The 26,243-nt window shown below is 60.5% G+C and carries 22 protein-coding genes; 13 read left to right on the forward strand and 9 right to left on the reverse strand.

Annotated elements, in window-relative coordinates:
* Positions 1 to 41: 41 nt before the first annotated feature.
* From PMI37_RS13920 to PMI37_RS31310, 9 genes are all read left to right on the forward strand, one after another.
* A complete protein-coding gene (locus PMI37_RS13920) occupies positions 42 to 1,436 on the forward strand; it encodes an ethanolamine ammonia-lyase subunit EutB (protein WP_045123145.1) in 1,395 nt (464 codons plus the stop codon).
* Positions 1,433 to 2,266: an ethanolamine ammonia-lyase subunit EutC gene (gene eutC / locus PMI37_RS13925; RefSeq protein WP_443216816.1), complete on the forward strand. Its 834-nt coding sequence runs from the start codon at positions 1,433 to 1,435 to the stop codon at positions 2,264 to 2,266. The genes PMI37_RS13920 and eutC overlap by 4 nt, the downstream gene beginning before the upstream one ends.
* Before the next feature lie 115 nt (positions 2,267 to 2,381).
* The gene (locus tag PMI37_RS13930) at positions 2,382 to 2,843 is read left to right on the forward strand and encodes a GNAT family N-acetyltransferase (protein WP_003228592.1); all 462 of its coding nucleotides are present in this window, start codon (positions 2,382 to 2,384) and stop codon (positions 2,841 to 2,843) included.
* 246 nt (positions 2,844 to 3,089) lie between these two features.
* A complete protein-coding gene (locus tag PMI37_RS13935; protein WP_008081798.1) occupies positions 3,090 to 3,740 on the forward strand; it encodes a DedA family protein in 651 nt (216 codons plus the stop codon).
* 4 nt (positions 3,741 to 3,744) lie between these two features.
* Positions 3,745 to 4,557, forward strand: a complete 813-nt coding sequence (locus tag PMI37_RS13940; protein ID WP_008081800.1) for a zinc-dependent peptidase — start codon at positions 3,745 to 3,747, stop codon at positions 4,555 to 4,557.
* 112 nt (positions 4,558 to 4,669) lie between these two features.
* Positions 4,670 to 5,197: an inorganic diphosphatase gene (ppa, locus tag PMI37_RS13945; protein WP_008052339.1), complete on the forward strand. Its 528-nt coding sequence runs from the start codon at positions 4,670 to 4,672 to the stop codon at positions 5,195 to 5,197.
* Between the two features lie 222 nt (positions 5,198 to 5,419).
* The gene (locus PMI37_RS13950; RefSeq protein ID WP_045123146.1) at positions 5,420 to 6,166 is read left to right on the forward strand and encodes a S24 family peptidase; all 747 of its coding nucleotides are present in this window, start codon (positions 5,420 to 5,422) and stop codon (positions 6,164 to 6,166) included.
* A gap of 486 nt (positions 6,167 to 6,652) precedes the next feature.
* Positions 6,653 to 7,822: a GGDEF domain-containing protein gene (locus tag PMI37_RS13955; RefSeq protein ID WP_008081804.1), complete on the forward strand. Its 1,170-nt coding sequence runs from the start codon at positions 6,653 to 6,655 to the stop codon at positions 7,820 to 7,822.
* 77 nt (positions 7,823 to 7,899) lie between these two features.
* Positions 7,900 to 8,331, forward strand: a complete 432-nt coding sequence (locus tag PMI37_RS31310; RefSeq protein WP_008081806.1) for a hypothetical protein — start codon at positions 7,900 to 7,902, stop codon at positions 8,329 to 8,331.
* Between the two features lie 9 nt (positions 8,332 to 8,340).
* Here PMI37_RS31310 and PMI37_RS13960 read toward each other — a convergent pair whose 3' ends face one another.
* The 6 genes from PMI37_RS13960 to PMI37_RS13985 are packed head-to-tail and all read right to left on the reverse strand — an operon-like array spanning position 8,341 to position 18,536.
* Positions 8,341 to 9,153: a YfaP family protein gene (locus PMI37_RS13960; RefSeq protein ID WP_008081816.1), complete on the reverse strand. Its 813-nt coding sequence runs from the start codon at positions 9,151 to 9,153 to the stop codon at positions 8,341 to 8,343.
* Positions 9,154 to 9,156: 3 nt separating this feature from the next.
* The gene (locus PMI37_RS13965) at positions 9,157 to 10,776 is read right to left on the reverse strand and encodes a DUF2300 domain-containing protein (RefSeq protein ID WP_008081818.1); all 1,620 of its coding nucleotides are present in this window, start codon (positions 10,774 to 10,776) and stop codon (positions 9,157 to 9,159) included.
* 1 nt (position 10,777) lies between these two features.
* Positions 10,778 to 15,352: an alpha-2-macroglobulin family protein gene (locus tag PMI37_RS13970; protein ID WP_008081824.1), complete on the reverse strand. Its 4,575-nt coding sequence runs from the start codon at positions 15,350 to 15,352 to the stop codon at positions 10,778 to 10,780.
* Positions 15,349 to 15,999: a DUF1175 domain-containing protein gene (locus PMI37_RS13975; RefSeq protein WP_008081825.1), complete on the reverse strand. Its 651-nt coding sequence runs from the start codon at positions 15,997 to 15,999 to the stop codon at positions 15,349 to 15,351. Before PMI37_RS13975 ends, PMI37_RS13970 begins: the two co-directional genes overlap by 4 nt.
* Entirely contained in the window at positions 15,984 to 17,696 is a 1,713-nt protein-coding gene (locus PMI37_RS13980; protein ID WP_045123147.1) for a DUF2138 domain-containing protein, read from the reverse strand. The genes PMI37_RS13975 and PMI37_RS13980 overlap by 16 nt, the downstream gene beginning before the upstream one ends.
* A gap of 48 nt (positions 17,697 to 17,744) precedes the next feature.
* Positions 17,745 to 18,536, reverse strand: coding sequence for a YfaP family protein (locus tag PMI37_RS13985; RefSeq protein ID WP_008081828.1), 792 nt, complete (start codon positions 18,534 to 18,536; stop codon positions 17,745 to 17,747).
* A gap of 565 nt (positions 18,537 to 19,101) precedes the next feature.
* On the opposite strand from PMI37_RS13985, the gene PMI37_RS13990 reads away from it, so the two are divergent.
* From PMI37_RS13990 to PMI37_RS14005, 4 genes are all read left to right on the forward strand, one after another.
* Positions 19,102 to 19,344: an exodeoxyribonuclease VII small subunit gene (locus PMI37_RS13990; protein ID WP_003228627.1), complete on the forward strand. Its 243-nt coding sequence runs from the start codon at positions 19,102 to 19,104 to the stop codon at positions 19,342 to 19,344.
* Complete coding sequence (ispA, locus tag PMI37_RS13995) at positions 19,341 to 20,228, forward strand: (2E,6E)-farnesyl diphosphate synthase (protein WP_008081830.1); 888 nt, start codon at positions 19,341 to 19,343, stop codon at positions 20,226 to 20,228. The genes PMI37_RS13990 and ispA overlap by 4 nt, the downstream gene beginning before the upstream one ends.
* A gap of 91 nt (positions 20,229 to 20,319) precedes the next feature.
* Complete coding sequence (dxs, locus tag PMI37_RS14000) at positions 20,320 to 22,218, forward strand: 1-deoxy-D-xylulose-5-phosphate synthase (protein ID WP_008081831.1); 1,899 nt, start codon at positions 20,320 to 20,322, stop codon at positions 22,216 to 22,218.
* A gap of 140 nt (positions 22,219 to 22,358) precedes the next feature.
* Entirely contained in the window at positions 22,359 to 24,245 is a 1,887-nt protein-coding gene (locus PMI37_RS14005) for a TonB-dependent receptor domain-containing protein (protein ID WP_008081832.1), read from the forward strand.
* A 137-nt stretch (positions 24,246 to 24,382) separates the two neighbouring features.
* On the opposite strand, the gene PMI37_RS14010 is transcribed toward PMI37_RS14005, so the two are convergent.
* Genes PMI37_RS14010 through ribA form a run of 3 tightly spaced genes read right to left on the reverse strand, consistent with a single transcriptional unit; the run spans position 24,383 to position 26,216 of the window.
* Positions 24,383 to 25,183 carry a cobalamin-binding protein gene (locus PMI37_RS14010; RefSeq protein WP_008081833.1) on the reverse strand — a complete coding sequence of 267 codons (801 nt, stop codon included), beginning with the start codon at positions 25,181 to 25,183 and terminating at the stop codon, positions 24,383 to 24,385.
* A complete protein-coding gene (locus PMI37_RS14015) occupies positions 25,183 to 25,602 on the reverse strand; it encodes a hypothetical protein (RefSeq protein WP_008081834.1) in 420 nt (139 codons plus the stop codon). The genes PMI37_RS14010 and PMI37_RS14015 overlap by 1 nt, the downstream gene beginning before the upstream one ends.
* Positions 25,599 to 26,216, reverse strand: a complete 618-nt coding sequence (ribA, locus tag PMI37_RS14020) for a GTP cyclohydrolase II (RefSeq protein ID WP_008081835.1) — start codon at positions 26,214 to 26,216, stop codon at positions 25,599 to 25,601. Before ribA ends, PMI37_RS14015 begins: the two co-directional genes overlap by 4 nt.
* Positions 26,217 to 26,243 lie beyond the last annotated feature (27 nt).

Genomic DNA, 26,243 nt, shown 5'->3' on the forward strand with positions numbered 1-26,243 from the left:
GGCAGCTCCTACAGGGGGTTTATCGTTTACAGGAGGATATTGTGGCCGCATTCGCCCATTCCGTCGGCGCCCAGACCTATCGCTTCGACAGCCTCAAAGAGGTCATGGCCAAGGCCAGCCCCGCGCGTTCCGGGGATTTTCTCGCCGGCGTCGCTGCGCTCAACGACGGCGAGCGCGTGGCTGCGCAAATGGCGCTGGCCGACATCCCGCTCACGCACTTCCTGCAGGAAGCGCTGATCCCCTACGAGTCCGATGAAGTCACTCGACTGATCATCGACACCCACGACAAACAAGCCTTTGCCGTGGTCAGCCACCTCACCGTCGGCGGCTTCCGTGACTGGCTGCTCAGCGACGCCGCCGATGAAACCAGCCTGCGCAATCTCGCCCCCGGCCTGACCCCGGAAATGGTCGCCGCCGTGTCGAAGATCATGCGTGTGCAGGATCTGGTCCTGGTGGCGCAGAAGATTCGCGTCGTCACTAAGTTCCGCGGCACCCTCGGCCTGCGCGGGCGCCTGTCGACGCGCCTGCAACCGAATCACCCGACTGACGAACCGTCCGGCATCGCCGCGAGCATTCTCGACGGCCTGCTCTACGGCAATGGCGACGCGATGATCGGCATCAACCCGGCCACCGACAGCATCGCTTCGATCTGCGCGATGCTGGAGATGCTCGACGCGATCATCCAGCGCTACGACATCCCGACCCAGGCCTGCGTGCTGACCCACGTCACCACCTCCATCGAGGCGATCAACCGTGGCGTGCCACTGGATCTGGTATTCCAGTCGATTGCCGGCACCGAGGCGGCCAACGCCAGTTTCGGTATCAACCTGAATGTTTTGCAGGAAGGTTACGACGCCGGCCTGAGCCTGAATCGCGGCACCCTCGGGCAAAATCTGATGTATTTCGAAACCGGTCAGGGCAGCGCCCTGTCGGCCAACGCTCATCACGGTGTCGATCAACAGACCTGCGAAACCCGAGCCTACGCCGTGGCGCGGCATTTCAAGCCGTTTCTGGTGAATACCGTCGTCGGATTTATCGGCCCGGAGTACCTCTACAACGGCAAACAGATTATCCGTGCCGGCCTTGAAGACCACTTTTGCGGCAAGCTGCTCGGCGTGCCGATGGGCTGTGACATCTGCTACACCAACCACGCCGAAGCCGATCAGGACGACATGGACACCCTGCTGACCCTCTTGGGTGTCGCCGGGATCAACTTCATCATGGGCATCCCCGGCTCCGACGACATCATGCTCAATTACCAGACCACCTCGTTCCACGATGCGCTCTACGCCCGGCAGACCCTGGGGCTGAAACCGGCACCGGAGTTCGAACAATGGCTGGCCAACATGGGCATCTTCACGCAAGCGGATGGCAAGGTTCGCTTTGGCAACAACCTGCCGCCGGCCTTCCGCCAAGCCCTGGCACAACTGGGATGAGTCGTATGGATAAACCGCCCGTGGATCCGCAAAACCCATGGCTGGAGCTACGCCGCCTGACTCCGGCGCGGATCGCCCTCGGCCGCACCGGCACCAGCCTGCCAACCAGCGCCCAACTGGACTTTCAGTTTGCCCACGCCCAGGCGCGCGATGCGGTGCATCTGCCCTTCGATCATGCCGGGCTCAGTGCGCAACTGAGTGAACGTGGGCGCGAGAGTTTGCTGCTGCACAGCGCCGCCGTGGATCGAAACAGCTACCTGCAACGCCCAGATCTGGGACGCAAACTGAGCGATGACTCGGCGCAAAACCTGCGTGACTATGCGACCGCGCATCCGGGTGGCGTGGATCTGGCAATCGTCGTGGCGGATGGCTTATCGGCGCTGGCGGTGCATCGCCACACGTTGCCGTTTCTCACCCGCCTGGAGGAGCAGATGAGCGGCGATGACTGGTCGATCGCGCCCGTCGTGCTGGTGGAACAGGGTCGCGTTGCCGTCGGCGATGAAATCGGCCAATTGCTCGGTGCAAAAATGCTGGTGATGCTGATCGGCGAGCGTCCAGGCCTGAGTTCACCGGACAGTCTGGGTTTATATTTCACCTACAATCCAAAGATCGGGCTGACCGATGCCTATCGCAACTGCATTTCCAATGTGCGGCTGGAAGGTTTGAGCTATGGCATGGCCGCGCATCGCTTGTTGTACCTGATGCGCGAAGCCTGTCGGCGTCAGCTGTCGGGGGTCAATCTGAAGGACGAAGCACAGGTGCAGACACTGGAGTCGGACACAGGGAAGGATATAAAAGGAAACTTCCTACTCGATCCGCCCACAACCTGAACCGTTTCCGCATTGCGTTTCTGCGCCGGTTTCAGGCAGGATCGATGCACGGCCGCCAGGGTTTCCCATCGCCGTCAGAGCAGTTGAAGACAGCCACTTGAAGACGAGACCTATCATGCGGATTATTCAAGCGACCCTCGAACATCTGGATTTGTTGACTCCGTTGTTCGTCAAATATCGCGAGTTCTACGGTTCCCTGCCTTACCCAGATTCCTCCCGCGCGTTTCTCGAAAAACGCCTGCGCCGCAAGGAGTCTGTGATCTATCTGGCCCTGGCCGACGATGACGACAAGAAACTGATGGGTTTCTGTCAGCTTTATCCGAGCTTCTCCTCGCTGTCACTCAAGCGCGTCTGGATCCTCAACGACATCTATGTCGCCGAAGACGCCCGCCGCCAACTGGTCGCCGACAACCTGATCCGCACCGCGAAGAAAATGGCCAAGGAAACCCAGGCCGTGCGCATGCGCGTCTCCACCAGCAGCAACAACGAAGTCGCGCAGAAAACCTACGAATCCATCGGGTTCAAGGAAGACACCGAGTTCAAGAACTACGTATTGCCGATCAGCGACGAACTCTGAGCCCAAAAGATCGCAGCCTGTAGGAGCTGTCGAAGGCTGCGATCTTTTCGCCTTACCGATTCCTTCTGTGTCCCTGACAAATATTCACGCCCGACATCCCTCGCTACAAAACCAACACGCTTTTCAACTCTCAGACCGTATAATCGCGATCTTTCCGGCTTGTAAGAAAAACTACACCTCACTGTAGGCTTACACCCGATTCACCCGCACAGACCCGCTGAGTCGGGCCGACACACAGGTGCCTCCATGGATTTCAACCCGCTCGACCTTATCCTGCATCTCGATGTTTACCTCGACATGCTGGTAACCAACTACGGGCCATGGATCTACGCCATTCTGTTTTTGGTGATCTTCTGCGAAACCGGACTGGTGGTGATGCCGTTCCTGCCGGGTGATTCGCTGTTGTTCATCGCCGGCGCCGTAGCGGCGGGTGGCGGAATGGACCCGGTACTACTCGGTGGTCTGCTGATGCTCGCGGCGATACTCGGTGACAGCACCAACTACGTGATCGGACGAACGGCCGGGGAAAAACTCTTCAGCAACCCGAACTCGAAAATCTTCCGCCGCGATTACCTGCAGAAGACTCACGATTTCTATGACAAGCACGGTGGCAAGACCGTGACTCTGGCGCGCTTCCTGCCGATCATTCGTACCTTTGCACCGTTCGTCGCCGGTGTGGCAAGAATGCCGTACCCGCGCTTCTTTGGTTTCAGCGTGCTCGGCACCATTCTCTGGGTCGGCGGCCTGGTGACGTTGGGCTACTTCTTCGGCAACGTTCCGTTCATCAAGAAAAACCTGTCGTTGCTGGTTGTGGCGATCATCCTGCTGTCGCTGGTGCCGATGATCCTTGGCGTGGTTCGCAGCCGTTTCAGCGGCAGCAAAGCCGAATCGCACTAAGCCCATGTGGTCGCTGAGCGCCTGGCGACGCCGGCGCATTCTGGCGAAGCACCCGATTGCCGACGATATGTGGCAACGGGTGCGCGATCACCTGAGCTTTCTTGACGGCATCACCGCCGCGCAAGACCAATGGCTGCGCGAAGCGTGCGTGCTGTTCCTCGAAGAAAAACATCTGACCGCCCTGCCCGGCGTCGAGCTGCATCAGGAGCAACGCCTGTTGCTCGCCGCTCAGGCGCAATTGCCACTGCTCAACCTCGGCGATTTGAACTGGTATCAGGGTTTCCACGAAATCGTCCTCTACCCCGATGACTTCCTCAGCCCGCAGCGTCACCGCGATGCCAGCGGTGTCGAACATGAGTGGGATGGCGAGCACAGTGGCGAGGCCTGGCAACAAGGGCCGATCATCCTCGCCTGGCCGGGCGTGATGGCCAGTGGTGGCTGGGAAGGTTACAACCTGGTGATCCACGAACTGGCGCACAAGCTCGACATGCTCAACGGCGACGCCAACGGCCTGCCGCCGCTGCACGCCGACATGCGCGTCAGCGACTGGGCCGAGGTCATGCAGGCCGCTTATGACGATCTTGATGGCCAGCTTGAGCGTAACCCCGATGCCGAAACGGCCATCGATCCTTACGCCGCCGAAAACCCGGCGGAATTCTTTGCGGTCACCAGCGAATACTTCTTCAGCGCTCCGGATCTGCTGCACGAGGCTTATCCACAGGTCTATGCGCAACTGCAGCTTTTCTACCGTCAGGACCCGTTGGGCAGGTTGCGGCAACTTCAGGCCAGCGACCCGGTCTATCAGGCGCACGACTAAGCGCTGCACGACTTCTGGTACGTGGCGTCGGCGTAGGAATATGCCTATAATCGCCGCCACTTTTTGGTCAATCCGGCCAAGTGTTTTTGGTCAACTACGGGGGCAACGCCCAATGAGCTACAGCAAGATTCCGGCTGGCAAAGACCTGCCGAACGACATCTACGTCGCGATCGAGATCCCGGCCAACCACGCGCCGATCAAATACGAAATCGACAAAGACAGCGATTGCCTGTTCGTTGACCGTTTCATGGCCACCCCAATGTTCTACCCGGCCAACTACGGTTACATCCCGAACACCCTGGCTGACGACGGTGATCCCCTCGACGTGCTGGTTGTAACCCCTTACCCGGTTGCGCCAGGCTCGGTGATCCGCGCGCGTCCAGTTGGCATCCTGAACATGACCGACGACGGCGGCGGCGATGCCAAAGTCATCGCAGTGCCACACGACAAGCTGTCCCAGCTGTACGTCGACGTGAAGGAATACACCGACCTGCCGCCACTGCTGATCCAGCAGATCGAGCACTTCTTCGCGAACTACAAAGATCTCGAAAAAGGCAAATGGGTCAAGATCGAAGGCTGGGCCGGTGCTGACGCCGCCCGCGACGCGATCACCAAGTCGGTTGCTGCCTACAAGGGCTAATTGCCCTGAGCCGCAGTCCGCTTGAAGAAAACCCCGGTCGATCCGGGGTTTTTTATGCTCGGGAAAGGCCGTCTTAAACAAGGCGTTTACGACGGACTACAGAAAAGTTTTAACCTGTGTAATTTCCCACAAGAACGTCTTACATCCCGTCGCAAAATTCAGCCCGTTTTTGAACGCCCGGTTTATTCAAACCGCTCTGGCACGGCCGTAGACTCCGTGTTTATGAGAAAGAACACTAGCGGTCCAAGATTCAGGGCACTCCTGGAAGCAGCGAACATCTCGACCACGGGTTTCGCAAAGTTCTGGGGCACGGAAGCCCAAAATGTCCACAACTGGTACACCCGGGGCGTCCCGGCGTATCGCATGGAAGAAGTCTCACGCCTGCTGTCCGTCAACAGCGAATGGCTGAAAACCGGCGAAGGCAATAAAGAGTCGCCGAGCCTGAACGCGCCTGCCAGCAACGGCGACACCTTCGACGCCCACGCCATCCGTGGCGTCTACACCATCATCGATCCCAACGACATCAATCTGCTGTTCTTCAAGGAAACGCCGCTCACCGACGGCTCCGGCAAAACCCACGTCATCCAGGACCCGGACCAATCCATCCGCCTGCTGCGCAACCACCTCGATCAACTCGAAGTCAGACACACCGACGCCATCTGCGCGCACATGATCGGCAACAGCATGGCCGAACGCATCGAAGACGGCTCCGTCGTCGCCATCGACCGTGGCCTGACCCAAGTCGTCGACGGCGAAATCTACGCCATCGAACACGACGGCATGCTGCGCATCAAATACCTGCACCGCATGCCCGGCAACGGCTTACGGCTGCGCAGCCACAACAACGCCGAATACCCGGACGAAGTATTCCGCCCGGCGCAGATTGAAGAGCAAAGGATTCACATATTGGGCTGGGTGTTCTGGTGGTCGACCGCGGGCAAACGCCGGCCGGTGGTGCCGTTCCTCTGATCTGACGGCCAGCACCTCCCCCTGTAGGAGTGAGCCTGCTCGCGATGAGGCCCTGAAAAACAGTACAAATCCCCAATTTTTACTGCAGCAGTCGCTCTAAACCGCACTTCAGACTGGGAATTCACAGCAAAACTCAGTATCCTGCGCCCCACATTTGCGCATCGACCCGCCCCGCGGCTCAGAGAGCGCCCGACGCGGCAGACCAACGTCTGACCAAGTCCCACAGCCGGACGCAGATCCGGATGTACGTTTTGAAGGCTGGCAAGGCTTACCAAAAATAGGCCAAGCCAGTCCCCGAGAAGCCGGCCACAAGCCGGCTTTTTAATGCCTGCAAAAAAACACGTTTACCTTGGCGAGCTTGACTCAACACTTGCCAACCCTAACCCCCTCAGTGCTAAATCCTGCCCAACACCCAACCCCTCTGTTTTTACCCGCATCCCCGACCCCGGCCGGATTCCGGTATTGAGCCTCACGGGAATCCATGGAATGGCCCTGCATATCCCGACCCTGCTGGTCGTTTCCGTCTTCGTCTTCTTTTTGATGGGGCTGTTGACGCTGCACGCCTGGTATCGCGAAACCCGCGAGCCGCCGCTGGCCTACCTTGGCAGCATGATGCTGTTGGGCGCGCTGGGCGTGGTGCTGGTGAGTTGGCGGGATCGCGGGGTGGATTTCGTTCCGATCATCTTCGGCAACATTGTTCTGTTGCTCAGCGCCGCGATGAACTGGACGGCCATGCGCACGCTGACCGGTCGCAAACCGTATCTGCCGGGCATTTTGGCGGGTTCTGTGGTCTGGCTGCTGTTGTGCCTGATACCCGCCTTTTACGACTCGATGGCGAATCGAGTACTGATCTACTCTCTCCTGGCATTCGGTTATGGCGTGCTGACGACATTGGAACTCTGGCGCAACCGTCACAGCCTGGACGTCGCGTTCATGCCGGCGCTGGTGCTGACCGTTTTGCACACGATTTTTTATGCGGTGCGCAGCGCGACTGATGACGGGCTGCCGGTGACCAAGGCGTTGCTGGGCAGTGGCGAAGGCGTGCCGTTTTTCTCATTCATGCTGTTCGAGTCGATGTTGTATGTCATCGGCATTGCCTACATCACCTTGGCGATGGTCAAGGAACGCGCCGAACTCAAGCTCAAGGCCGCGGCATTCAGCGATCCGTTGACCGGCATCGGCAATCGTCGCGCGTTCATGCAGCACGCCAGTCACTTGCTGGACGGCTGTCAGCAGCGGGCCGAACCGGCGGCGTTGCTCCTTTGCGATCTGGATCACTTCAAGCGTTTGAACGACACCTACGGCCATCCTGTCGGCGATCAAGCGTTGATCGCGTTCAGCGAAGTCCTGACGGAAAGCGTGCGTAAAGAGGATGTATTCGGGCGCATCGGTGGCGAGGAGTTTGCCTGCCTGCTCGATACATGCGATGAGCCGACTGCGCTGGAGATTGCCGAGCGAATCCGTCACTCCTTCGCCCGACTCTCCATTCTGGAACCAGGCCTGCTCAGCGTCAGTATCGGCGTGGTCACCACTCGTGAATCGGGTTACGACCTGTCGCGCCTGCTGTCGGAGGCGGATCAGGCGCTGTACGGCGCCAAGCATCAGGGACGCAACCGGGTGCAGACGTTGCGCTCGTTGTATCTGGGGCTGGCGTAAAAACCCTTTTGAAGTAGCCGTCCGACGCAGTTGGCCGGGCTGTATATCCGAGAAACGCTCCACAAGGAAGTTAGACATTGATTCCCCGCACGCTGAACTCACAGCTGAAATCCGTTGCCGCAACAACCCTGTGCCTCTGCTTGATCGGGTGTGTCGGAGCAGGCATCTCCCTGCCCGAAAAAGTCACACTGAAAACCGACGCCTACAGAGCGCAAAGTTACCGCTCAATCACCCCACAAATCACCCGAACAGCAACATCGGCACCCACCCGCGAATGGTGCGGAATCACTGTCTGGGCGCTGGTGATTCCGGTGCCGTTGAAACTGCCGGTCTGCCACTCGTACTCCGAGCAATCCTTCGGCAGTGACGAGTTCGGGAGGGAGACCGTTCTGCTCAACACCCGACAATCAGTGCCATCCCCGCTCTACGCCTGTGGCCCACTCATGGTGCTGGGGCCGATCGTTCACGGTTACGAAGGTAATGCGCTGTGCGGTGTTTTTCCTGACTGATCCATTGATTCACGGATAACTGAACGACTTCACCAGTGTCAGTTCGCCGACCGCGCGCATCGGGATCAGAAACGTCTCCATTTTCTCGTTCGGCGTGCCCTCTTCTGTAATCACCGTCACCTGCGCGGTGGTCAGCGCCTGCACCGGTTCATCGCCACCCTCGTCATCCCCGCGATAGCCACCCCCAAAGTAGTTCACATACACCAGGTACTGGCCTTTGATCGGCGCGGGCATGGCGAAAATTTCCGGGCCGTAGCCGGTGGTGACGTCGACGTCGAGCGCGGCGCCGTTGGCGGCGGTGCGGTTGCCGTACCAGATGTGTGCGCCGTCGGGGGTGACGAGGTGCAGGTCAAGGTCGGTGCCGTCGCTGTCCCAGGCCAGCAGCACGCGCAGCTTGGCCGGGGTGGCGCCGCCACTGGTGTTGAGAAATTGCGTGCGATGGCGTTGTTGGCCGTCAGGGCTGCGCACTTCGACGCTGTTGCTGCCGTTGGGGAAGGAGAACGGGCGATCAAAGTGGCCGCTGTCGTCGATTTTCAGCGGCATGCTGACGCCGTTGACGATCAGCCGCCCGGGCTCATTGTTCTTTGGTGTGGCTTTGATTTCACCGCGGATGCGTGCGGTGTTGGCCTGGCCGACCGGGGTGTTAACCGACGAGGCTGGGTAGTTGACGGTCTGGCGGAAGCTTTCGCCCTCGCCTTCAGGTGCGCCGCTGCGCCAGCCGCCGACCGGGGTGTCGAGTTTGACGCTGTCGGCGGCCATCGCCGGCGATAACGCGGTCAACGTGCAGAGCAGCAGCAAGACCTGTGGATAACGAAGTGTCATGGTCTATTCCAGCAAAAGGTGACGGGCGAGCCCTTCGATGTAGGTTTCATCCTGGCCGTTGGGGTGTGCTTCAAAGGCCAGGTGCAGATATTCGTGGGTCAGGTCGAGGCGATCCTGCAGGGTCAGCACGCCACGTACGTAAATACGTTGGCGTTCGCGGTCGACGAAGGGACGGCCGAAGGCCAGTTTGCACACGGCGAATGTGCTGACTTCGTTGTAGCCGGTTTCGCTTTCCAGCTTCGGGCGCCAGCCGCGACGCTGTTTTTGCAACCAGTCTTGCGCGGCGGGCAATGCTTCGCAGGAAGCGACCGGGTTGTCCCAACGGCTGAGACTGGCGCGCGGGTAGGCGTGCAGCAGAATCGCGTCATAGCGCTGACCGGCATTGGCTTGCTCGACGGCTTGTTGCCAGGCGAGCTTGTCCGGGCCGGGTTGATCGGAGTGATAGGTGACGGTGCTGCCGGCCAACACCAGGTCTGCCGTCCATGCAGCGATGTTGCGCGATTCAGCGGAGGCCGGGCGCGGTGCGACGCGTTGGCGAGTGCTGCTGTCGTCGATGCTCAGGCAATCGCCGTTGCGTGTGGCGTTTTGCAGCAGATAAGTGCGGATCGCTACGGCCAGCGCCTTGGCCGCTTCGGCAGGTTCGGGTCTGGCTTCACGTTCCAGCACGCGGGCGACGTATTCTTCGCGATCAAGCCTTGCGACGAGTTTGTCGTTGAGCAGAAACAGTTCGCCGTCGCTGTGGATATCCAGCGCGTTACCGTTGGCGAATTCGACGCGATAATCGCCACGCAAAGGGCCGGAAGGCATGACCCGCTCGCCAGTCAGAACCCGTGTAACCGGATAACGCGAGAACAACCCGACTTCAACACAACGCCCCGCCTCTGCCGGCCAAGCCGCTGGCAGCACGGTCGCAAGCGCCTGCCCGTAATGGCGCAAAACCATCTGACTGGTGCCGCGACCGCCTGCCCAGACTGGCGAGCCATCGACCGTCCAGCCGGCGAATCCACCCTGACGTGATTGCGCATCCTGGTCGCCGAGCCAGCTCCAGGTTTTCACCCGCAGACGCCCGCCCAGTTCACCGACGACATTGCCGTCCGCTGCGTTCAGCACCACGTCGAGCAGCACTCGACGCGCCTGATCCTGCGCCGGCAAAGTGGCCAAGACCTTCAGCAGTTCAACCACGGAAACCCGTTGCGCCGGTTGCACCGACGGCAAATCCAGCAACCACGATGGCGCCTGCCGCGCCTGCCAATACGTCCGCCAATCCGCCGCCGCAATGCCCAATCGCGCAGGCTCGAAATACAAGCCGCAGGATTTCACCAGCGCCTGATCACGCTCGATCTTGCCGCCCGCCGAGCAGCAATAGACTTCTTCCCTGGACTGCCCGCGACACTCATACGCCGGTTCCCGAGCACCTGTATCGACCAGCCACGCGTAGACAAACAACTTCCACAGGCTGCCCAACGGCGTATCCAGTGACGACGGCAACGGTTCACGCTTGATCAGTTGCGTCTGACTCAACGATAACAACTCGCCCTTAAAGGCCACGCGCAACGGCTCGTCCTGCGCCGTCGCCAGCGCAGGCATCACACATATCAGCAGCCACAGCAGCGGCCGGCTCATATCAGTTGACCGTAACCTGACCGAGGGCGGCTTTCGCTTCCTGGGCCTGATGCTGCGGCGCGTAAATCTGGGTGAAGCGCACCGGCGGCAGGTTGAACTGGCCCTTCTGCGAGAAACGCACCAGATGGCGCAGGCGCAACTCGCCGCTCAACGCATCGACCGGCACTGCGTATGCCAGTTGGCCCGGTTCGAAACGCGCCTTCTCCAGCGCGGTCGGTTCGGTGCCATCCTTACCCTGCAATTTGATGCCCCACGTCGTGCGCTCGACATCGGCGCCCGGCGGCAACGGCACTTCGAGCATGCCGTAGCGCAGTGGTTTCGGCGCTTTACTGGTGAGGATCACTTCGTCCAGATACAGGCTGTCACTGGACAGCGGCTTGGTCCCGACCGGCTCCAGTTTGAAGGTGAACGCTTCATCGCCCGGCACCAGTCGCGACAAGCGACGGGTGATGGTTACGGCCATTGGATCGACTGCCGGTTGCTGAGTCTGGAAGCTCAACGCCGCGCGCAGCGGACGCTCTTGTGTGCCAGAAACAGTCAACACACTTGGCACTGGCGTCGCGCCTTGCCAAGTCCAATACATTTCGCCGCTGGCGCCGTAGTTTTTCTTCCAGCCTTCACCCGGCGTCAGTGCAATGGTCGGTGACGCCTGGGCGATGCTGCGTTGCAGCCAGGTCAGCGCCAGCGCGCGTTCCAAGGTCGATTGTTGCGGCAGCAGACGTTGCAGCAGCGCTTGCGCACGCGCTTGATCGAACGGCTGCAACGACAGGTTCAAGGCTTCGGCAAACGGCTGCGAACTGACCGACAGACGCTGTTGCGCAGCGCCCACCTGACGATTGAATGCATCCGGCAAGGCCACTTTCGACTGCGTGGCCAGCGCTGAGGTCAGCACCCGCGCCGCCGCCAGACCGAGCGCCGAATCCGGATCGCTCATCACCAGACTGTCTTCGCCATCGTCCATCAGCGTCTGCACATTGCCTTCACCGGCCTTGGCCAGATCGTCCATCAAACCGCTGAGCAGCGTGTTCACCGGCAGATGCATCTGCTTGGCAAACGACAGAATCAGCGCCCGTTGCAGCAACGGCGTGTTCGGCGCTTGCTTGGCGTAAACCTCCAGCACGCGCTGCCAATGCTCCGGCGGCAAGCTCAGTTCCAGCACATGGCTGGCGTTAAAGTCGGCGTAATAGGCATAGGCCGTGAGGAACGCATCCGGCTCACCGTCGTAACCCCACCAGGTGAAACTCGCCGATGGCCCGGCCATTTGCACCAGACGCAGACGGCTGTTTTGCATGATCAGGCGCAAGCGATCGCGGATCTGCGGGCTCGACGCCAGCGATGGATAAGCGATGCTCAACGGCAGTAAACGGCTGGCCGTCTGCTCGACGCCGCCATACGGATAGCTGAGCAGATCATCGAGTGCCGAACGGAACAGCGCTTGCGGGCTGTCATCCAGGCGCAGGCGAATATCCGTGGCGTCGGCCGGCAGACTCAACGGCGTGTCACCACTGGCGACATCAAGGCTCTGCGTCTGCGTCACTTGCCAGCCGTCACCGGTCGCACTCAGGCGCACAGCGAGGGAGTCGGCGGTCTTGCCGTCCTGCATCAACTCCGCTGTCCATTCGCCTGAAGCCAAGGCGAACGCCGGCAGCGGCAGGTAATTGATGCCGTTGTTGAGGGTCACCGGCAGGCGTTGTTCGGCGCCAGCATAGTGAGTGACCAGTTCAGCCTTGACTGGTTTTTCGGCCTGACTGAAGGCGAACACACCGAGTTGCGGCTGATCGCCCTTGCGGAATTTGCTCGGGCCGCTCCACTTCAGGTACAGCGGTTTTTCCGAACGGACGAACTGTTTCTTCTGCCCGACCTGACCGTCATCGGCGATGGCGCGGGCGGTGATGCGCCAGCGGGTCAGCGAGTCCGGCATCTTGAAGGTGAAGCGGGTTTTGCCGTCGACACCGGTCAACAACTCCGGCTGCCACGCGGCGGTGTCGACGTCTTCACGACGCGGACGCTCCAGCACTTTCACCCCACGTTCGCTGCGGTTGGCTTTGCCCGGTGCGCCAGGGCTGCCCGGCAACGCGACGTCGTAACTGATGAACGACAAGCTGGCGCTGGTGCGCACATTGTTACGGCGCGGGTGATAGAAGAACTGGTCGATGGTCGGTGCGACTTCCGGTTGCAGCGCATAAACCATCTCGTCAACGACGCTAACGGTCAGATGCGCCGGAACCGCTTTGCCGGCGAACTGCGTGGTCAGGTCAACCGTGACCGTGTCGCCCGGCAGGTACACCGCTTTGTCAGTACTGATCGCTACGTCGATTTGCGGCGCGACCACTTTGATCCCGGCGTTCTGGAAGCTGTACTGACCGCCCTTGGTGTAGAGCACGGAGAAGGTCAGGTTCGGCGCAAAGTTATCCTTCACCGGGATGCGCGCGCGGTATTGGGTGTCGCTGAGTTTTTCCAGTTTCAGCCAGTCGCCGCCCTTGGCCAGCAGCGCAGTGGCTTCGACCTTGTCACGCTCCAGCGAGAGCAATGCATCACTGACCGGTTCCGGGAACGTGATCAAAGCCAGCGCTTCATCGCCGGCCTTGTATTCAGGCTTGTCGAGGACGATTTCCACGGTACCTGGTACCGCTTTGACGCCATCGCCAGTGACCGCATGCCCGGTAGCACCGAGAACGCGACCGTGTTGATCTTTCAAGGTCAGGTTGTAGGTGCCCGGACGCTCGAAAGCGAGGCTGAAGCCTTTATCCTTCGCGGCAAGTTTGCCTTCGCCGGTGCTCTGGTCTTCCAGACGCACCCAGCCATACGTGCTCGGCGTCACTGCTTTGCTTTGCTCGGTGCCGCCCTCGTTGGCGTAGCTGAACGCAACCTTGTCGCCGACCGCACTGAAGCGTTGCGGCGCGCTCAAGCGGAAGCTCGCGGCACCGCGGTCGATGAGGATTTCCTTGGTGGTCTTGACCCGATACGCCGCGCCATCGCTGGCAAAAACGGTGAGCATGTAACGGCTCGGTTTGTCGGCGGCCGGCAGATCGAGGGTCGCGTTGCCTTTGCTGTCGGTGGTCAGTTCGGTGCTGGTCAGCTCCACCGGGAATTGCCCGAGGTATTGCAATTCGTTGTCGACCATCGACAGTTGCTGGGCACGCAGGCTCAGGGTCAGTTTGGCGTTGGCCACCGGTTTGCCGTCCGGGTAGAGCAACACCAGACTGCCTTTGACCGGCTCGCCGGTGCGGTAATCCTGTTTGGCCAGATTCAGCGAAATCTCGAAGTGCGGCTTGATGTATTCCGCCACTCGGAACGCGCTGCTGTAGGCCTGATCCTTGTAGTTGAAACGAATCTCGTAACCGCCCGCCACAGCGTTGTCCGGCAACTGGAAGCGGCCCTGAGTACCGGCCTTCGAATCAAGTTTCAAATCGAGGTGCTGCAACTCGGTACCCGTAGCATCCAGCACGCTGACGTTGACGTCCGCCGCCCCCGGCAACACTGAATCCCGCGCATTCTTGAACTCGCGGCCAACGATCTTCAACGACACCCAATCACCCGGGCGATACAGCGGCCGGTCGGTGAAGGCATACAGTTTGGTGTCGTAGATTTCGCTGTCGTAATAGAAGTTTTCCGAGACGAAGACGCCGCCCTCTTCATCCTCGCCGATCACGAACGAACGCTCCGGGCTGACGTGTTTCAGGCGCAGCAAACCATCGGTATCGGTGGCGCCGCTGCTCATCACGCCGAGGCCATCGGTCCACAGCACATTGACCTTCGGCACCGAACTGCCTTCGTGTTTGCGCGCAGCCCAGACCAGCAATTCATCGCCGGCAATTTTGCTCACTGCCACCGTGTTGGAAACGAACACCATGGTGGTCGCGCGGTACTTGCCGATCAGCGCTTCGACCAGATACAGACCGGGTTTCAGGTTGCCCAACGGGATGTAAACGTTGCCCGGTGCAACGCTGACGAAATCACTGGATGAACCCGCCAGATTAACCCCTTCCGGCGGCTGAATCGGCTTGGCCTGCCACAGCGGATAGCGGAACTGGCTGACTACCGGCAGGCCCGGAATCAACGCAAATTGCGGCTGCGCGTCGTACGGTGTCGGTGCGGCGATGGCATTGCCCATCTTCAGTTCCGGCACTTCTTCGGTGACCTGCTTGCGCGATTCATAAGAGAACGCGCGCTGCATCACCCGACGGGATTTGCGGTACCAGTTATCCCATAGGTACGCGAGGGTGTTGGACAGGCCTTCGCCCTTGAACTGGCCGTCGCTGACCACACGATGCAGGTTCTTCTGGCGCTTGAGGAAATCCAGCGGCTTGTCGATGCGATACACACGAATGTCGGCGCCGCCATACGGTTCCATGCGGAAACGACGGTAATCACGACCCGGCGCTTCGAGGCGCACCATCGCCTGTTCGTCGGCAGCAAAGCTGCTATCGGCCAGCAGGAAAAAGCTTTCACCGGAGACCGGCGTGTAGCCGCTCGGCTCGACCGAATCTTCGGCGTTGACGCTGGCCAGTGGCAGCAACAGCGCCAGCAGCAAAGGAATTCGGGAGCAGAGTCGCAACATGCGGGCACCGGTCATTGGGAGAGAAAGTTCAGTCGATAGACGCCGATGAAGTTGGGGTTGGCTGCGTCGGGTATCCATCGGGTGTCCTTCCATGTCATGAGTTGCTGCAGGCTTGCCGAACGCATGCCGTTGTCAGTCGGGGTGGTGGTGCCGGTGTGATAGGCGATGTAGCGGCCCATCCAGATCATCAGGTGCTGGTCGTCGCCCTGATCGAAAAACATCAAGTCACCGGGCCGCGCCTGCGACACGTCGCGGCTGACCAGATGGCTGTTGAACTGAATCAGTTTGATCGCGTTGACGTACGGCCCAACCTTGCCGCCGCCCTGCTGCCATTGCTGGGCGAGCTTGCGCTGCTCGTCGCTGAGCGCCAGTTCCGGCGGCAGATAACGATTGGACAGGCCATTGCTGCGCAGCCATTTGTCGTCATGGACTTTCAGTGCTTCGTTGGCGGCAAAACGCACCAGCCCGGCGCAGTCCTGCTGATACCAGCGCGGGCTCGGCCCCTGGCTCAATTGCTCCTGGGCGATGCGCACGAACCAGGCGCGAAACACCTGGGATTGCGCCGGATCCAGTGCAGGTGCTTCAACGGCTCGGGCGCCCGCGCTGAGTAACAGCGCGAGCAGGCCGAGGCTGCGGATCAGTGCGGTCACAGCGCTTTCCATTCCAGCGGCAGCCATTGCCAGTGGCCGTCAGGCTCGCTGCCTTCAGGCAGGGTCAGGGCATATTTGCCGTAGCCGCCGAGGGTGCGCAGTTTCGGGATCAGGTAGGTTTGCGCGGCGTTGTAGAACACCGGTTCCATGTCCTGCGGCAGGCTGTCGAGGGTTTCCTGCTGCATCAGTTGCGCCATCGAATCCGGGCCGAAGTAGATTGGCATCAGCACATCTTTGGGCAGCACGTCGGCCATTGGCGGGAAGCGCTTGTCGAGGGTACCAAGGGCTTTGTCGACGAGTTTGTCGTCGAGGGAAAACAGCAGCGTCGAACCATGACGGGCCAGGCTTACTTTCATGAACGCCTTGCCGGAAATCGCGTCCGGGTTCTCCGCAGTCTTCGCCGCATACGGGCCGAAGTTGGAGCTGACCTGACGCTGCCAGACGTGGTTCTGGCCTTCTTGTTTCTCGACCACAGGGAAGACGTTTTCTTCGACGTTGGACTCGAACGCACCGACCATCGAACCGAACAGCTTGCCGAGGTCGCCATCGAGTTTGCTGCTGTCCTCGTCTTTCAGACTGGCGACCAACAGCGGCGTGTACAAACGCGAATCGGCGTACCAGCACAGGCCTGCCGCGCCGGCCACGTGGTCGGTGAGGGTCTGCGCCACCGCGTCTTCAGCGCCGAGTTTCACCAGCAGCGGTTTTTGCGGCTCGGCGGCGACCGGCAGGGTCACGCAGGCACTGGCGCCCAGCGGCATCGCTTGCCACACCGGTTTGAAGTCGAAGTCGGGTTGGTTTTCCAGTTCGTCCATGGCGAGGTAGCTGTGCCAGCCCTTGTCGTCCATGTCGAACCGCAGCCCGGCGAAATTCGGGATGAAGCGCTGATAACCCATGGCGAGGACGCTGGAATTCACCGACAGACGCTGTTTGGTTTCCGGGGTTTTCGCCGGCAGACCGAACGCCTCAGGGAACAGTTTTTCGCCATTGAGCAACGCCGCCAGCGCTTGTGGTGAAACGTGGCCCGACTCTTCGGAGGCGCCGCTTTCCGGGTCGTAATACTTGGCCGGGTTGGACAGCACCACCAACTTGTCGCCGTGGGAGGCGAACAACAGGGCTTTGTTGGCGTTGTAGGTCAGTTGGTACAGCGGCACGCTATCGCCGCCGACTTTCAGTTCGCCCATCTGACTGAGCTGCGTGTCATCCAGTGCGACTTTCGCCAGCGGTTCGAGCAGTTTCGCCAGACCGCCGCGATCCATCACCAACAGGAAATCCTTCAAGCGACCATCCGCGCCACGCCACAGCGCGACGTCAGCCGGCTGATCGAAAAGCTGCTCGATCAGGCTGTCCTGCAACTTCAGGTCGTGCTCGTAGATGATCCGGCGCAGGCTGCCGATCAGCCCGAGGCGGTCGGCGTGGGTTTCGTAATAGAAGACGAAATCTTCGGTGAGCGTGGCCTTGAGGAACGGCACCGTCAGCAGGTCCTTGGGCAACTGGCTCAACGAGCGGGTTTCCAGCAAGGCATCCGGACGACTCAGGCCGAGCTTGTCACTCGCCAGCTCCGCCGGCGGCGCCTTGGGCTTGAGCAGCAGCCAGCCAAAACCACCCGCCACGCCGGCCACCAGGCACAACCCGGCCAGCAGCAACGGCCAGCGTCGCGAAGGTTTGGTCGCTGGCGTTTCGACAGCCGAAGTCACAGTGTTATCGCTCATCTTCTCGCTCATTTCCCAAAGCTCAGGATTTCATCCGTGGCGGAATGCTTAATAGTTGAAAGTCTTGACCAGCAGCAGATCACCGATCGCCCGCAGGGGCACGATGAACGTTTCGCGTTTTTCGTCGACGGTGTTTTCGTTGAGCACCAGCGTGATTTGCGAGGTGATCACCTCGTTCTGGTTGCTGGTCTCATCGAAGTTATAGCCGCCGTTGCCGAAGTTGCCCCAATAGTTGACGTAAACCAGATAGGTGCCATGCAGCGGCGCGGTCATGGTGAACATTTCCGGGCCGGGGCCATCGACGCCATCCGGGTCCAGACCGCCGCCATTGCTCAGCGCCGGCCGTGCCCAGAACGCATGCTGACCGTCGGGCGTGACAATGTGCAGATCGAGTTCGGCTTTTGGATCGTCCCATCCCAAGACAAGACGAATTCGCGCCGGCGTGCGCAAATTGTTTGCTTCATAAAATTGCACACGCTTGAGCGACTGGCCTTCGGCGCTGATCACCTCGACGCTGTTGGAACCAGCGCCGAACGCATACGGCCGGGCGAAACGCCCTTGGTCGTCGGTGTACAGATTCAATGGATTGCCATTCACGGCGAGGCTGTGCGGCGGGCGCATGTGTCCGATGGCCTTGAGTTGGCCCTGGATCATCGTGCGATTACGCTGGATGCCGCGATCGATCGGCGGCGTCGGATAGGCGACTTGCGGGTTTTCCGTGCGGTCGAGCAAACCGTGATAGCGCCAGCCGCCCACCGGTTCCGACAACTCGGCACTCGGCGCGGCCAGCAGCGCGGGCGCGCAGGCCAACCCGATCAGCAGCAAAAGAAATGAACGCATGTGATGCCTCCTGCCATGCCTGAACGAAACCTTGCACCCGATCCTCGGTACTTCACAGCGGTGAAACTGCGTTTCGTCTGAAAGACCCGTGACTATCGGGTCGTAGAAGGCGCGAAGATTAGCCATTTGGCAGTTTTTTAACAATCGGATACAGGTGCGATAGCTGTAGGAAACGTGCCTTTTGAGGGATGTGAGCGGAATAGAACGGTTATTCGGCTCACAAAATGAGCCGAATATGCCTGAATCACCACAAATCCTGTGGCGAGGGGATTTATCCCCGATCGGCTGCGTAGCAGTCGCTATGTGAGCTGACCTGATAGACCTGAAGATACACATATATAGGTTTGGGGCTGCTACGCAGCCCATCGGGGATAAATCCCCTCGCCACAGGGATCTTTGTTCTCACACGAGATCTTTGGTCTCACAGGAGATCCTTGTATTCAGATGGGATCCTTGTTCTGCACCAGGGATCACTCGTTGTCGCTGGCATCGCCCCGCTCATTTGCCCACACACCCCCTATCTGCTAGTGTCGCGCCGGTTTAACGTCAACCGGAAATCGCCGCCATGGCCCGCAAAAAAGCTGCACTGGATTTCGAACAGTCCCTCGCCGACCTGCAAACATTGGTCGAGCGTCTGGAGAACGGTGAATTGTCGCTGGAAGACTCGCTGACCGCTTTCGAGCAGGGCATCGGTCTGACCCGTGATTGCCAGGCAGCGCTGGCGCAAGCCGAGCAGAAGGTGCAAGTGCTGCTGGAGCGCGATGGCGAACTCGCCGAGGAACCCTTCGACGCGGAACAGCCAGAATGATTGCAGCGTACACGGCGACCAGCCAGGGCCGGGTCAACGCGGCGCTGGAAACCCTGTTCAATGCGCCGCTGCCGGAACTGGCGCGGCTTTACGAAGCCATGCGCTACAGCGTGATGAACGGCGGCAAACGCGTGCGTCCGCTGCTCGCCTATGCGGCGTGCGAAGCGCTCGGCGGCAAGGCTGAGCAAGCCAACGGCGCCGCTTGCGCGGTCGAGTTGATCCACGCTTATTCGCTGGTGCACGACGATTTGCCGGCGATGGACGACGACGATTTGCGTCGTGGTCAGCCGACTACTCACAAAAAATTCGATGAAGCCTGCGCGATTCTTGCCGGTGACGGTTTGCAGAGCCTGGCGTTCAGCGCCCTGCTCGATCCGCGCCTGAGCGATTGCAGCAGCGATATCCGCCTGCAAATGGTCACCGCGCTTGCGCAGGCTGCGGGCCCGGCAGGCATGGTTGGCGGCCAAGCCATCGACCTGGGTTCGGTCGGCCTCAAGCTCGATCAAAAAGCCCTCGAACAGATGCACCGGCACAAGACCGGCGCGCTGATCGAAGTCAGCGTCAAACTCGGCGCCTTGGCCAGCGGCCGTGCCGAGCCGGACGAACTGCGCGCCTTGCAGACTTATGCACAGGCCATCGGCCTGGCTTTTCAGGTGCAGGACGACATCCTCGACGTCGAAAGCGATACCGCAACCCTCGGCAAACGCCAGGGCGCCGACATTGCCCGGGACAAGCCGACCTACCCGGCCCTGCTCGGTCTCGATGCGGCAAAAGCCTACGCGCTGGAACTGCGCGATCAAGCCCTGCACGCCCTGCGACCGTTTGACGCGGCAGCCGAGCCCTTGCGCGAGCTGGCCCGGTACATCGTCGAGCGTCGCAGCTGACGGCGAATCCGCCAAAAAAGACCAACGCGTGGGCAGGGGGCGATGCATCAGGTAAACTGCCGCATCTTCTATACCTATAACGATTCGCCTGATGCCCACGACGTTTCATGAGATTCCCCGCAAGCGCCCGACCACGCCCCTGCTCGACCGCGCGAATACGCCGGACGGCCTGCGCCGGTTAGGCGAAGCCGAGCTGGAAACCCTGGCCGATGAGTTGCGCCTGGAATTGCTCTACACGGTCGGCCAGACCGGTGGGCATTTCGGTGCCGGCCTGGGCGTGATCGAGCTGACCATCGCGCTGCATTACGTCTTCGACACGCCGGATGACCGGTTGGTGTGGGACGTTGGTCATCAGGCGTATCCGCACAAGATCCTTACCGGTCGCCGTGAGCGCATGGAATCACTGCGCCAGAAGGACGGCATCGCTGCCTTCCCGCGTCGCGCCGAGAGCGAGTACGACACCTTTGGCGTCGGCCACTCCAGCACCTCGATCAGCGCTGCGCTGGGCATGGCGATTGCCGCCCGCCTGCAAAACAGTGATCGCAAGGCGATTGCCGTGATCGGTGATGGCGCGTTGACCGCCGGCATGGCCTTCGAGGCGCTGAACCACGCGCCGGAAGTGAACGCCAACATGCTGGTGATCCTCAACGACAACGACATGTCGATCTCGCGCAACGTCGGCGGTCTGTCGAATTATCTGGCGAAGATCCTTTCCAGCCGCACTTACGCGAGCATGCGTGAAGGCAGCAAAAAGGTCCTGTCGCGCCTGCCCGGCGCGTGGGAAATCGCCCGTCGCACCGAAGAATACGCCAAAGGCATGCTGGTCCCCGGCACCCTGTTCGAAGAGCTGGGCTGGAACTACATCGGCCCGATCGACGGCCACGACCTGCCGACCCTGATCGCCACGCTGCGCAACATGCGTGACCTCAAAGGCCCGCAGTTCCTGCACATCGTCACCAAAAAGGGCAAAGGCTTCGCCCCGGCGGAAGTCGACCCTATCGGTTACCACGCCATCACCAAACTTGACCCCCTGGACGCTCCAGCCGCTGCGCCGAAGCCTGCCAGCGGGCCGAAATATTCGGCAGTGTTTGGCGAGTGGCTGTGCGACATGGCCGCAGCGGATCCGCGCCTGGTCGGGATCACCCCGGCAATGAAGGAAGGCTCGGACCTGGTGGCGTTCAGCGAACGCTTCCCGCTGCGCTACTTCGACGTGGCGATTGCCGAGCAACACGCGGTGACGTTCGCCGCCGGCATGGCCTGCGAAGGCGCGAAACCGGTGGTGGCAATCTACTCGACGTTCCTGCAGCGTGGTTACGACCAGTTGGTGCATGACGTCGCGGTGCAGAACCTTGACGTGCTGTTCGCCATCGACCGTGCCGGTCTGGTCGGCGAAGACGGCCCGACCCACGCCGGCAGCTTCGACCTGTCGTACCTGCGCTGCATTCCGGGCATGGTCATCATGACCCCGAGCGATGAAAACGAACTGCGCAAAATGCTCACCACCGGCCACCTCTACAACGGCCCGGCGGCGGTGCGTTACCCGCGCGGCAGCGGCCCGAATGCAACCATCGAGAAGGATCTCGAGCCGATCGAAATCGGCAAGGGCATCGTCCGTCGTCAGGGCAGCAAAGTCGCCCTGCTGGTGTTTGGCGTGCAATTGGCCGAAGCGCTGAAAGTCGCCGAGACGCTCGATGCCACGGTGGTCGACATGCGTTTCGTCAAACCGCTGGATGAAGCCTTGGTGCGCGAAATTGCCGGCAGCCACGAGTTGCTGGTGACGATTGAAGAGAACGCGATCATGGGCGGCGCCGGTGGCGCGGTCAGTGAGTTTCTCGCCCGCGAGAATATCCTCAAGTCGATGCTGCACCTGGGCTTGCCGGATATCTACGTCGAGCACGCCAAACCTGCGCAGATGCTGGCCGAGTGCGGGCTGGATGAGGCCGGGATCGAAGCGTCGATTCGTCAGCGCCTGGAATTGCTCAACCGCTAAGCGTTCCCCTGTAGGAGCTGCCGAAGGCTGCGATCTTTTGATCCTGCTTCTCGGCGGCTCCAGACCTTCCAAAAAAGCAAAATCAAAAGATCGCAGCCTTCGGCAGCTCCTACCGGGTTTTGCATAAGCCATGGATTGCCATGAAACTCTCGCGCCTCGCCCTGCCTTTCTTCCTGCTGCCGTCCGCCAATGCCCTCGCCGACACGTTCGAGCGCGATCAGGCGCTGAAGCTGCCGGATGTGCTGATCTCCGCCAACCGTCAGGTAGAAGCGCGCAATGACAGCAGCGCCGCCAACACCGTGTTCACCCGCGAAGACATCGACCGTCTGCAACCGAGCGACGTGCCGGACTTGCTGCGTCGCGTGCCGGGTGTGCAAGTGGCGCAAACCGGTGGGCGTGGCAGTCTGCCGGGCGTTTATATTCGTGGCACACAGTCGGCGCAAAGCCTGGTGCTGGTCGACGGCCAGCGCATCGGCAACTCGACGTCCGGCGACAGCAATCTGCAACACCTGAACATCGAACAGATCGAGCGCGTCGAAGTGCTGCGCGGTTCGCGTTCGGTGATTTATGGCAGCGATGCGATTGGCGGGGTGATTCAGATTTTCACCCGACGCGGCACCGAGCAAGGTCTTCAGCCACGCATGCACGTCGGTTTCGGCAGCAACCAGACCTGGGAGCGTAGGCTCGGTTTGTCCGGCGGCGATGAAAAAACCCGATTCAACCTCGGCGCCAGCCTCGATGAAACCGCCGGGATTGATCGCACGCACGAATCGTATCCAAGCGATAGCGATCACGATGCCTACCGCAACAAATCCGTCAGCCTGAGCCTCAGCCATGCGTTGACCGACGACATTGAGATCGGCGCCAATCTGCTCGATAACCGTGGCAAGAGCGAGTTTGACAGCCCGTTCGGTAGATATGACGTCGTGACGGATCAGTCCTACCAACAGCAACCCTACAGCGATTTCAACGTCAGCAGCATCAGCAGCTACTTCGACGCACGGGTTAACGACCTATGGAAAACCCGCGTCGAGTTCGGCCATACCGAGAACCGTGAGAAGACCCTGGATAAACTCAGCGACGAGCGCACGGTGTTCAACACCTATCGCGACTCGGTGAACTGGCAGAACGACCTGACCTTGAATTCGCGCAACAGCCTGATCCTCGGCGGTGACTGGTACGAGGATCGCGTCAACAGCAGCACCGCGTTCGACGAGGACAGCCGCTGGAACCGCGCCGCCTTCATCCAGCATCGTTATCAGGCTGACAGCTTCTCCACCGAGCTGGGTCTGCGTCACGATGACAATCAGCAGTTCGGCAGCCAGAACACCTGGAGCGGCACGTTCACGTTGCCGTTGAACCCGGATAACGACCTGCTGCTCAGCTACAGCGAAGGCTTCCGCGCGCCGACGTTCAACGACTTGTATTACCCGGATTTCAGCAACCCGGACTTGAAACCGGAAACCTCGAAAAGCTATGAGCTGCAATGGCGCAGCCAGTTGAGCGACAGCAGCCGTCTGGAAGCGTCGATTTACCGTACGGATCTGCAAGACGCGATCATCTTCGGCAGCAATTCACGTCCGGAGAACGTCGCTTCAGCGCGAATCAACGGTTTCGAAGCGGCGCTGAAACAGGAACTGTTCGATTGGCAGAGCAACCTTGGCGTGTCGATCATCGACCCCCGCGATCGTGATAGCGGGCATACCTTGGCACGACGTGCGCGGCGGACGTTGAGCTGGGATCTGGATCGCCAGTTTGACCAGATCGGCGTCGGTGCAAGTTGGCAGGCGGTGAGCAGCAGTTATGACGATCTGAAAAACGAGAACCCGCTGGGTGGTTATGCGTTATTCGGATTGCGCAGCAGTTGGGCGCTGAACCACGAGATCAAGCTGGATCTGAAGGTCGATAACGTTTTCGACAAGGGTTACAGCCGGGCGAATTACAGCTATGACGGCGGCCAATACGGTTATCGCGAGGAAGGTCGTGTGTGGATGTTTGGTGTCACCTGGACCCCCGAAATCCGCTAAGTCCGCGCATCTGAATAGCCCCCGACACCCTGTAGGAGCTGCCGCAGGCTGCGATCTTTTGATCTTGATCTCGGCGATCCCTACTTGGCCACAAAGCAAAGTCAAAAGATCGCAGCCTTCGGCAGCTCCTACAGGGGTTATTGGTGTGGTGCGATGAGTTGGCAGAGCTTGGCCGTGGCGGCGATCATCTGGCCGCTTGGGCGTTCGAGGCCTTTGTCGGTGATCAGCAGTAATTGCTGCTGTTTTACAGCGGCGACCTGCGGCCAGTTTTTCCAGGCGTTGAGCTGGGACTGGTCGCTGGCCAGAATCACTTCGGGATCACGCTGCAACACTGATTCGATGCTGACTTGCGGCGCAGGCAAGGTCAGATCACTGAACACATTGCGCGCCCCGCACACTTCCAGCGCATCGCTGATAATCTGCCCGCCACCGACGGTATACAGCGGCTTGTCCCACACCTGATAAAACACCCGCAACGACACTTCCCGGTGATAGCGCTGGCGCAGCTCGGCGAGTTTTTGCCGCAGCTCAGCCGCCAGCTTCAGCCCACGTTCAGGTCGACCCAATAGCGTGGCAATGGCTTCAATCTGCGCAGAAAGCTGATCAAGGGAGTGCGGTTCGGCGACGAAAGTCGGAATGCCCAGGCGCTTCAACTGATCACGCTGCGCCGGGCCGACGCTGCCGGGCCAAAGCAACAACAAATCAGGTTTGAGGCTCAGCAACTGTTCCATGTCGAGCTGGCCATAACGACCGACCGATGCAACGTTGGCAATTTCAGCCGGGCGTTCACCGGCATCCAGCACACCGACCAACAGGTCTGCAGAATCCAGTTCAACAACGATTTCAGAAAGCGACGGCGCCAGGCTGACCACCCGCAGGTTTGCCAGCACCGGGCCGCTGACGGCCAGCAGCAGAACCGCCAGCCAGAGACGGCGCATCAGCCGAGTTGACGCGGGATACGGTAGAGGTAAAACAGCACGGCGGTGGACAGCGCCAGCAGCATCAACGGCACCGCTTCGAGACCGACGAATACCGCCAGTGCGCCGATCCAGGCCGGCAAGGCTGCCGCGAGAAACGCCGAGCGACGGTTCGCCGCGAGGGCAATCCATGCGTCGGGCTCTTCAGGAGTATCAAGGGCTTTTTGCGTGGCGATCAGGGCATGCTTGTAGCGGCCGAAAAACTTCAGGCTGACAAACATCGACGCCACGCCGGCAATAAACAGCGGCATCGCCAACACCGGTAAAATCCCCTCGTCCTGCCCGAACAGCGCATTGAGGACGAATAGCGGCACCAACGCCAGCGCCAAGTATTTCCACCAGGCGACTGACAATCGGCGTCGCACCTGACCACGGGTCACGCGCGATCAACCTCGCCCTGATGCTCGTTGCCCATCATGTGGTCGAGCTTGCTGGCCTTGGTCGCCAGGTACAGTTTGTTGTGCGGGTTGTGGCCGGTGTGCAGCGGCACGCGCTCGGCGACGGTGATGCCCATGTCGGTCAAGGCTTTGACCTTGCGCGGGTTGTTGGTCATCAGGCGCAGGGATTTCACGCCCAGATGCTCAAGCATCGGCAGGCACATGGCGTAATCGCGCTGGTCGGCGGCGAAACCCAGACGCTCGTTGGCTTCAACGGTGTCGGCACCGCCGTCCTGCAATTCGTAGGCGCGGATCTTGTTCAACAAGCCAATGCCACGACCTTCCTGACGCAGGTAGAGCAACACACCACGGCCTTCGCGGGCGATGGCTTTGAGTGCGCCTTCGAGTTGCGAGCCGCAGTCGCAACGCTGGCTGAACAAGGCGTCGCCGGTCAGGCATTCGGAGTGCAAACGGCCGAGAACCGGGGCACCGTCGGCAAACTCACCCAGGCTCAGCACGACGTGCTCGCGGCCGGTGGCTTCATCGAGAAAACCGTGCATGGTGAATTGCGCAAAAGGCGTTGGCAGCTTGGAAGCGGCGACAAAGACGACAGGCACCGGTGTGCTCCTGATCTAAAGAGTCTG

Source organism: Pseudomonas sp. GM80, from assembly GCF_000282515.1.
Classification (GTDB): Bacteria; Pseudomonadota; Gammaproteobacteria; order Pseudomonadales; family Pseudomonadaceae; genus Aquipseudomonas.